10 protein-coding genes are annotated in these 7,985 nt (G+C 39.4%); 8 read left to right on the top strand and 2 right to left on the bottom strand.

The window, feature by feature from the left end; genetic code table 11:
* Positions 1 to 491, top strand: a 491-nt coding sequence (locus FTV17_RS06935) for a hypothetical protein (RefSeq protein ID WP_179998709.1), incomplete at its 5' end; no start/stop codon positions are given.
* Positions 492 to 513: 22 nt separating this feature from the next.
* Here FTV17_RS06935 and FTV17_RS06930 read toward each other — a convergent pair.
* Complete coding sequence (locus tag FTV17_RS06930) at positions 514 to 1,449, bottom strand: lauroyl acyltransferase (protein ID WP_179998708.1); 936 nt, start codon at positions 1,447 to 1,449, stop codon at positions 514 to 516.
* Positions 1,450 to 1,684: 235 nt separating this feature from the next.
* On the opposite strand from FTV17_RS06930, the gene FTV17_RS06925 reads away from it, so the two are divergent.
* The 6 genes from FTV17_RS06925 (at position 1,685) to FTV17_RS15495 (ending at position 6,290) form a co-directional block, all read left to right on the top strand.
* Complete coding sequence (locus FTV17_RS06925; RefSeq protein ID WP_179998707.1) at positions 1,685 to 2,560, top strand: urease accessory protein UreD; 876 nt, start codon at positions 1,685 to 1,687, stop codon at positions 2,558 to 2,560.
* A gap of 96 nt (positions 2,561 to 2,656) precedes the next feature.
* Positions 2,657 to 2,959 carry an urease subunit gamma gene (gene ureA / locus FTV17_RS06920; protein WP_035270654.1) on the top strand — a complete coding sequence of 101 codons (303 nt, stop codon included), beginning with the start codon at positions 2,657 to 2,659 and terminating at the stop codon, positions 2,957 to 2,959.
* Between the two features lie 22 nt (positions 2,960 to 2,981).
* Positions 2,982 to 3,290 carry an urease subunit beta gene (locus tag FTV17_RS06915; RefSeq protein WP_035270651.1) on the top strand — a complete coding sequence of 103 codons (309 nt, stop codon included), beginning with the start codon at positions 2,982 to 2,984 and terminating at the stop codon, positions 3,288 to 3,290.
* 12 nt (positions 3,291 to 3,302) lie between these two features.
* A complete protein-coding gene (gene ureC / locus FTV17_RS06910; protein WP_179998706.1) occupies positions 3,303 to 5,003 on the top strand; it encodes an urease subunit alpha in 1,701 nt (566 codons plus the stop codon).
* Between the two features lie 167 nt (positions 5,004 to 5,170).
* Entirely contained in the window at positions 5,171 to 5,575 is a 405-nt protein-coding gene (locus tag FTV17_RS06905; RefSeq protein WP_179998705.1) for a hypothetical protein, read from the top strand.
* 28 nt (positions 5,576 to 5,603) lie between these two features.
* Positions 5,604 to 6,290, top strand: a complete 687-nt coding sequence (locus tag FTV17_RS15495) for a hypothetical protein (RefSeq protein ID WP_257219898.1) — start codon at positions 5,604 to 5,606, stop codon at positions 6,288 to 6,290.
* Here the strand turns inward: FTV17_RS15495 and FTV17_RS06895 are convergent.
* Positions 6,277 to 6,759, bottom strand: a complete 483-nt coding sequence (locus tag FTV17_RS06895; RefSeq protein WP_257219897.1) for an NUDIX hydrolase — start codon at positions 6,757 to 6,759, stop codon at positions 6,277 to 6,279. The genes FTV17_RS15495 and FTV17_RS06895 overlap by 14 nt on opposite strands.
* Before the next feature lie 332 nt (positions 6,760 to 7,091).
* Here FTV17_RS06895 and FTV17_RS06890 point away from each other — a divergent pair, with 332 nt between their 5' ends.
* A complete protein-coding gene (locus tag FTV17_RS06890) occupies positions 7,092 to 7,976 on the top strand; it encodes a transporter (protein WP_179998703.1) in 885 nt (294 codons plus the stop codon).
* Positions 7,977 to 7,985 lie beyond the last annotated feature (9 nt).

Genomic DNA, 7,985 nt, shown 5'->3' with positions numbered 1-7,985 from the left:
AAGAAGCTAAAGAAGCTAAAGAAGCTAAAGAAGCTAAAGAAGCTAAAGAAGCTAAAGAAGCTAAAGAAGCTAAAGAAGCTAAAGAAGCTAAAGAAGCTAAAGAAGCTAAAGAAGCTAAAGAAGCTAAAGCACAGTCTTTTGCTCAAAAAGTAACGCCTGAACCAACAGCCTATCAATGTTTTGCTGAGCAATGTCCAAGGGTGGATTTAAAAGAGATTCAAATTGATCTCAACGGAAAAGTACCAAAATTTATAACCCCTGTTGCTGTCGGTGAAATTCATGCAAATCAATGGACTCGTTTAGGTACGGAGTTCAATGTAAATTGGACAGATCAGGATCAAAATAAGACTTCAGAAAAGCTGATATTAAATGTCTTGGATATGCAGCATATGACTTTAAAAGATGAGTTAGGTCGTATCAACCGCTATAAGATGGTAGAGGCGAAAAAGCCTAATACTGATAAAAATTCAGATGTATTAGAAACACAATAAAAAAGCGGCTCAGCCGCTTTTTTTAATAAATTTTTTCAAAACCTTCTGGACGTGTTTTAAATCTACGGTGGAACCACATATATTGGGTTGGTGCTAAACGAAGTTGATTTTCAATAATCAAATTTGTTCGTGTCGCGTCTGCAATTTCATCTTCACTTGGCATATTGTCTAACGCCGGTTCAATCAAAATATGATATTTCGGATTTGTAATATCACCTTTACGGTAGAAGTAAAGTGGAATCGCGGCAGCTTTGGTCATTTTTAATATACGGCGATGTGCAGTTACAGTGGCTGCGGGTACACCAAAAAAGGGCGCCATAACACCTTGTTTAAGACCAAAATCTTGGTCGGGACTATACCAAATAGGTCGTCCTTCTTTTAAATGACGGATTAATCCACGCATATCATCATGGTCGATTTGATGGGTATAAATCGTGGCACGACAACGGTAAATCAGCATATCTAGCAATGGATTATTTTGCGGACGATACACGACATCTGGATCAAAATACTGTGCACAGACATATCCACCTGCATCGAGTAGGGTAGAGTGTGTACCAAGTAGTAAAGCCCCACGCCCTTCAGCTTGCGCTTGTTGAATATGTTCTAAACCTTCAATCGTTACACGATCTTTAAACCATTTGGGACAATACCAAGCATTCAGTGTTTCAAAAACACCGACCATTTGATCAATAAAGACTTGGCGAGCATTTTCATAACGAAGTTCGGGCATCCATTCAGGAAAGCAGACTTCTAAATTTCTTAAAGTTGTTTCACGACGTGAACGCAAGTATTTGAAAGCTACATTTCCCATCAGATACGCTAAACGATGCTGAATTGCCCAAGGTAATATCGCAAGGAGCATCAGAAATATAATACCAATCCAAATGCCCCAATATTTTGGCATTAAGAAAGACCACTGGAACTCTCCCAGTTGGTAGTTTTTCTGTTTACTCATATTCAAACTTGATAACAATTTAAGGTAATTCACTATATTAGCACGAACTGTTTTTTTTCGGCGAAGGCAACAATCGGATTCTTTAGGAAAATGTTCTTAGATTTTTCACATGAATTACTCATCAATATCAACATTAAGTGCCTAAAAACTTTTAACCAAAATTAGCTTGAGCAAACTTGGTGCAATTTTTGCAGAACATTTACTGAAAATGATATGAATACGAAGATGACCGTGAATGAATCAAGTATTGATCAATGAGCCAGTCAAAAATGCACAGTATTGGTTTGCTAAATTAGAGTTAGGTTTTACCAAAGATTCAAATCGCACAATTTTGGCGCATCGTAAGCACTTTGGACCTGTTCGCGTGCAAAAGATGCTGTGGCCTGAAAAAACAGGAGTATGTCATGCCATTATTGTTCATCCACCTGCTGGAATTGCTGGTGGAGATCATCTCACCTTTGAAATGAAAATAGATCTGGATTCGCATGCTTTGGTCACCACACCTGGCGCAGGGAAATGGTACAAAACCAATCTTAAACAAGCATTTCAACATATTCATATTCATGTCCAAGATGAGGCGATTTTCGAGTGGCTTCCTCAAGAGACGATGCTCTTTAATGGTGCGAATGCAAATTCAGAGACGATCGTACATTTGGACGCTGCTGCCAGTTTTATCGGTTGGGATATGTTGGTGATTGGACGGCAAGCACGACATGAAACCTTCTCGCAGGGTGCTTATCAAAATAAATTTCAGCTTTATCAAAATCAGAAAATATTGGTTGCAGACTGTTTAAATTTTAAAGGTAATGATCGTTGGTTAAAGTCTTGTTTAGGGATGAACGGTCATGCAGTGATGGCCAGTTTTTGGGCAGTGCCTCCAGAACAATACCGGTCAAATTTCTATCTTGATCAACATATTGATCAAATTCGTGAATTAATCATGCGTATGAATATTAACGTCACATTGACGTTACTCGATTACGTCGTGACCGCACGTTATCTCGGAAATGATGTACGTGAGTGTCATGATGCATTTGCTGCAATTCGTGCAAAGCTTCGTCGTTATTGGTTTGATCTTGATGAAGAGTTCCCAAGAATTTGGCGCACATAAATTTATTCTTGTCATAGCAACATAGTTAAGTTGTTTTAACACAAACATTTGAGCACACATCTTGCATCAATATTTAAAGATAGTGAGGAAAGCATTATGGAACTAACACCTACAGAAAAAGACAAAATGCTGATTTTTACTGCGGGGCTTGTAGCGGAAAGACGCAAGGCCCGTGGTTTAAAGCTGAATTATCCAGAAGCAGTGGCTTACATTTCTGCCGCACTATTAGAAGGTGCACGTGATGGAATGAGTGTGAGTGACCTCATGCATTTTGGAACAACATTGCTAAAACGGGATGAAGTAATGGAAGGGGTAGCTGAAATGATCGCAGAAGTACAAGTTGAAGCGACATTTCCTGATGGTTCAAAACTGGTCACTGTACATCAACCGATTGTGTGATGTCTGAGAGGGAAAATTAAATATGATTCCAGGTGAAATCATTACGTCCGATACAGACATTGAAATGAATGTCGGACGGGCAACGCTCAAAATGACGGTAGCAAATGCAGGGGATCGACCGATTCAGGTTGGGTCACATTATCACTTTGCTGAAGCGAATGATGCGTTGCAGTTTGATCGTGAGTTAGCACGAGGATATCGACTGAATATTGCGGCAGGTACAGCGGTGCGTTTTGAGCCAGGACAGAGTCGAGATATTGAACTTGTTGCACTCGCAGGTAAGCGTGAGGTGTATGGCTTTGCGGGTCGTGTTATGGGTAAGTTGGATTAAGGGAAAATAATAATGAAAATGTCACGCCGTGCTTATGCGGAAATGTTTGGTCCAACGGTAGGTGATCGAGTTCGTCTCGCGGATACTGAGCTGTTTATTGAAGTTGAGCAAGACCTCACAACCTATGGTGAGGAAGTGAAGTTTGGCGGTGGTAAAGTCATTCGTGATGGCATGGGACAATCACAACTGTTGGCTGAAGATGTTGCGGATACTGTAATTACAAATGCGCTGATTGTGGATTGGTGGGGTATTGTCAAAGCCGATGTCGGTTTAAAAAACGGTCGTATCTGGAAAATTGGGAAAGCAGGCAATCCTGATATTCAACCCGATATCACCATTCCACTTGGTGCAGCGACGGAAGTGATCGCTGGTGAAGGGCAAATTCTTACCGCAGGCGGTGTCGATACGCATATTCATTGGATTTGCCCGCAGCAAGTGGAAACGGCACTGATGTCCGGTGTGACCACCATGATTGGTGGTGGTACAGGCCCTGCGGCAGGGACTTCTGCAACAACAGTGACACCGGGGCCTTGGCATATCGGGACGATGCTTCAAGCCATAGATGATTTACCGATGAATATTGGTTTATTGGGTAAAGGTAATTTAAGTCAGCCCGACCCAATTCGTGAGCAAATTCGTGCAGGGGTAGTGGGTTTAAAGCTACATGAAGATTGGGGTTCAACCCCCGCAGCGATTGATAATTGCCTGAGTGTTGCCGATGAATTTGATGTGCAGGTGGCCATTCATACTGACACGTTAAATGAAAGCGGTTTCTTGGAAGAAACCTTGGCTGCATTTAAAAATCGTACCATTCACACCTACCATACCGAAGGCGCAGGCGGTGGACATGCCCCTGATATTTTAAAAGCCATTGGTCAGCCCAATGTGTTGCCATCTTCGACCAATCCGACTCGTCCTTATACCATCAATACGATTGATGAGCATCTGGATATGCTGATGGTGTGTCACCATTTAGACCCTGCTATTTCTGAAGATGTCGCATTTGCAGAAAGTCGTATTCGCCGTGAAACCATTGCTGCTGAAGATATTTTGCAGGACTTAGGTGCAATTGCGATGATGTCATCAGACTCGCAAGCGATGGGGCGAGTTGGTGAAGTGGTGATTCGCACATGGCAAACCGCACATAAAATGAAAATACAGCGGGGTCCTTTAGAAGGTGACAATGCCACGCATGACAATAATCGTGTGAAGCGTTATATCGCCAAATATACAATTAACCCTGCCATTACGCATGGTTTAAGCCATGAAATTGGTTCGGTGGAAGTGGGCAAACTTGCTGATTTAGTGCTGTGGAAGCCTGCATTTTTTGGGGTGAAGCCTTCGATGATTATTAAAGGTGGCATGATTGCAGCTGCGCCGATGGGAGATATTAACGCTTCGATTCCAACACCACAGCCTGTGCATTATCGTCCGATGTTTGGGGCAAATGCGCGCGGTGTGCATAACACCTGTATTACGTTCTTGTCACAAGTCGCGATTGAAGCAGGCGTGCATGAAAAATTGGGTCTGAAAAAGTTGATCAGTCCATGTAAAGGTACACGCGATATTCAGAAGAAAGATATGAAACTGAATACCTACTGTCCTGTGATGGAGGTTGATCCTGAAATTTATGAAGTGCGAGCAGATGGGAACTTGCTGACTTGTGAGCCTGCGGAAGTGTTGCCGATGGCGCAAAGGTATTTCTTGTTTTAAAAATCTCCCTAAATCCCTCTTTTCAAAGAGGAACATTCCTCCCTTTCATAAAGGGAGGTTAGGAGGGATTGAACGGTTTTTCATTTTTTCTCTATTTTATATTATGTTATTGAATTAGTTTTTGATTTATATAGAATTTAAATTAATTAGAATCAATGAAAAAAATTATGGATTTTTCTTTTTTAAGTGAAGATTTTGAAAATGCCGTTGGGAAAGTTTTAGAGCTTTACTCAGGAGTTAAAGATGATGCAACTTTAGATGATTGGTCAAAATTATTAATAAAAAACTTAGCATTTGTTAGTTCACTACCTGAAACAAAGCTACAACAATTTGAGACATATTGTCTTTTAACAAAAAAATATTATGGATTTAATTTACTACATGTATTTGATAAAGGTCAAAATACAACTGTAACTGAAAAATTAGAAAGATTTACACTATGCATGTATGTTTATTATAAAGAAATGCTTTTTAGAAAAGGTATTTCTGACCCCAAAATGCTTCAACCTTTTTTCAATTTTATTGAAAATAATAAGGCTAATTTTCAACAAAACCTGAATTATTTTTTTTAAGTTTGTTGATCAAATACCTTATTTCATTATGAGTGAAATCTATAGTAATCCTAATTTTCAAACAATTTCTCAAACTATAAAAGAACCTCGATTTGGAGAATATTTAAACTCATTCGAGAAAATTGACACAGTATTAGATAAAATTGAAGACTGGGAGAATACACTTCAAACCAAACAAAATGCTGTCACCGAATTAGAATCTCGATTAGAAACTAGCAAGCAAACATATGACTTTGTTTTGCTTAATGCAGGATTTAAAAGTTTATATGATCAAAAAAAGCGAGACTTAAAAGATCCCACTTCGAACTACAAATGGATTTTTAGATTTATTTTGATAATACCGATTTTAGAGATTTTATTTTTTAGCTGTTTGATTGCTAGAGAAATAGAGATCAATTCCGCAACGATCTGGTACATGCTGATACCCTCAATTTCGTTAATCTTATTTCTGTTTTACTTTTATCGCATCAATTTGCAAGAAGCTCGTTCTATCAAATCCCAAATGATGCAACTTGAACTTCGTATGGCACTTTGTCAATTTATTCATAATTATGCGGAAGATTCAGAAAAGCTACATGCAAAAAATAAAGCTGGATTTGAAAAATTCGAAAATATTATCTTCTCACCGCTCGTTTCTTCAGATGAAAAGATTCCAACCACTTTTGATGGTATGGAGCAATTAGCGAAATTAGTAAGTGAATTTAGGAAGTCTTAGCGTTGGATTGGTTTGAGTAAACAGCCCATCTTTTTTCCTGAGGCTGATTTAAAAAATGTCTAATCATGACTTCAGTTTCAGGAAAAAGTGGTTGTGGAAGCTCATCAAAACTAAACCATTCCCAACGCTCAAAAATCTCAGGTTCTGTCACGCAAATTTGAGTTTTTAAACGTTCATCTAAAAGTTGATAAATCGTTCCGAACGTAACTTTTACTGCCTCAGAATCTTGATCAATGATCGTATTTAAGGGTTGAATAGACTCAATATATTGACTCAGATCTAAAGCAGTTTCCTCTAACAATTCGCGTACTGCAGCATCTTCAATTGATTCATGCGCATCCATTTTCCCACCCGGGAAACACCATGAGGCAGGCTCATCGTTTTTGTTTCTATAACCCAATAGAACTTTTTGACGTTGATCAATCAACATGATGCCCACTCCGATGATGGAATTGCTTTTAATGTTCATGATTGTGCACATCTCGCTGCTCTGTGTTCTATAAAGTACAACAGCGATATGACAACGCTAACTTTTAAATGTTTCAAAAAATGTAGTTTAAATAAAAAATTGCTCAAATTTATAGGGGATATTACCTATGTCCCTAGCGAAAAAACCTATTTTATTTCTCTAAAATCTGTATGCCAGTGAGAAAAAATCAATATTTCTACAAGAAAATTCCTTAATTCAACATAGATTCATCCTTATATTTCCCTGCCTCCTTTCAAGACTAGATTAAGACATGCGATAGACGATGCAGTAGATCGCCAGCAAGGAATTTAGCAACGAGGGGGATGCGGTAAATGGTAAGGAAATATCTAACCTCTGTGGCATTGACCACATGTCTTTTCAGTAGTGCAAGTTTAGCGGTTGCCGCTGAAAATGGTGGAAGTGCTTATCCTGATGGAACGGAAAGTTTTTTTGGTGGCGCAATGCCACCACCTGGGATGTATCTCGTCAGTTATAACCAACACTACAGTGCCGATAAGTTTAAACATGATGCACCTGTATTTGATGATTTTAAAATTGACACCTTTGCCACAGTTGCTCGTGGCGTCTATGTCAGCGACAAAACATTTTTAGGCGCGACATGGGGCATGCATGCATTCCTTGTATATGCCAATGCAGATCTTACATTAGGTGGTCGTCAAGATGATCACATGGCAATGGGTGATCTCATTATCGATCCATTCTTATTGGGTTGGCATAAAGGGGATTGGCATGTGGCGACAGGTGTCGACTTTTATATTCCAGTTGGCTCTTACAACAAAAATAGACTCGCAAATATTGGGCGTAATTATTACACCATTCAACCGATTATCTCGACCACATACTTAAATAAACAAGGTATCGAAGTCAGTACCAAGTGGATGTATGACATCAATTTCGAGAATAAAGATACCAAATACGAGTCGGGTAATGCTTTGCATGTCGATTACTTAGTCTCGAAACACATGGGACCTTTGGCGGTTGGTGTTGGTGGTTACGTACATCGTCAGCTTGAAGGTGACTCAGGTGAAGGTGCTGTTTTAGGTGACTTTAAAGCTAAAGCAGCCAGCGTAGGACCACAAGTTCGCTATCAATTCCCTAAAGGGTATGCAATCGCAGCGAAATATCAAAAAGAATTTGATGTTGAAAACCGACCAGAAGGTCAGAAGTTCGCAATTGATATCACCATCCCATTTTAAAACATTGTT

This window comes from Acinetobacter sp. YH12239 (assembly GCF_013417635.1).
Classification (GTDB): domain Bacteria; phylum Pseudomonadota; class Gammaproteobacteria; order Pseudomonadales; family Moraxellaceae; genus Acinetobacter.
The sequence above is the reverse complement of the archived record's forward strand: the minus strand, read 5'-3'. Positions and strand labels throughout refer to the sequence as shown.

Bases quoted from the DNA above. Each gene is read 5' to 3' on its own strand.
- FTV17_RS06930 (WP_179998708.1), bottom strand. From the start codon at position 1,449: ATGAGTAAACAGAAAAACTACCAACTGGGAGAGTTCCAGTGGTCTTTC.
- FTV17_RS06925 (WP_179998707.1), top strand. From the start codon at position 1,685: ATGAATCAAGTATTGATCAATGAGCCAGTCAAAAATGCACAGTATTGG.
- ureA (WP_035270654.1), top strand. From the start codon at position 2,657: ATGGAACTAACACCTACAGAAAAAGACAAAATGCTGATTTTTACTGCG.
- FTV17_RS06915 (WP_035270651.1), top strand. From the start codon at position 2,982: ATGATTCCAGGTGAAATCATTACGTCCGATACAGACATTGAAATGAAT.
- ureC (WP_179998706.1), top strand. From the start codon at position 3,303: ATGAAAATGTCACGCCGTGCTTATGCGGAAATGTTTGGTCCAACGGTA.
- FTV17_RS06905 (WP_179998705.1), top strand. From the start codon at position 5,171: ATGGATTTTTCTTTTTTAAGTGAAGATTTTGAAAATGCCGTTGGGAAA.
- FTV17_RS15495 (WP_257219898.1), top strand. From the start codon at position 5,604: ATGAGTGAAATCTATAGTAATCCTAATTTTCAAACAATTTCTCAAACT.
- FTV17_RS06895 (WP_257219897.1), bottom strand. From the start codon at position 6,759: ATGAACATTAAAAGCAATTCCATCATCGGAGTGGGCATCATGTTGATT.
- FTV17_RS06890 (WP_179998703.1), top strand. From the start codon at position 7,092: ATGGTAAGGAAATATCTAACCTCTGTGGCATTGACCACATGTCTTTTC.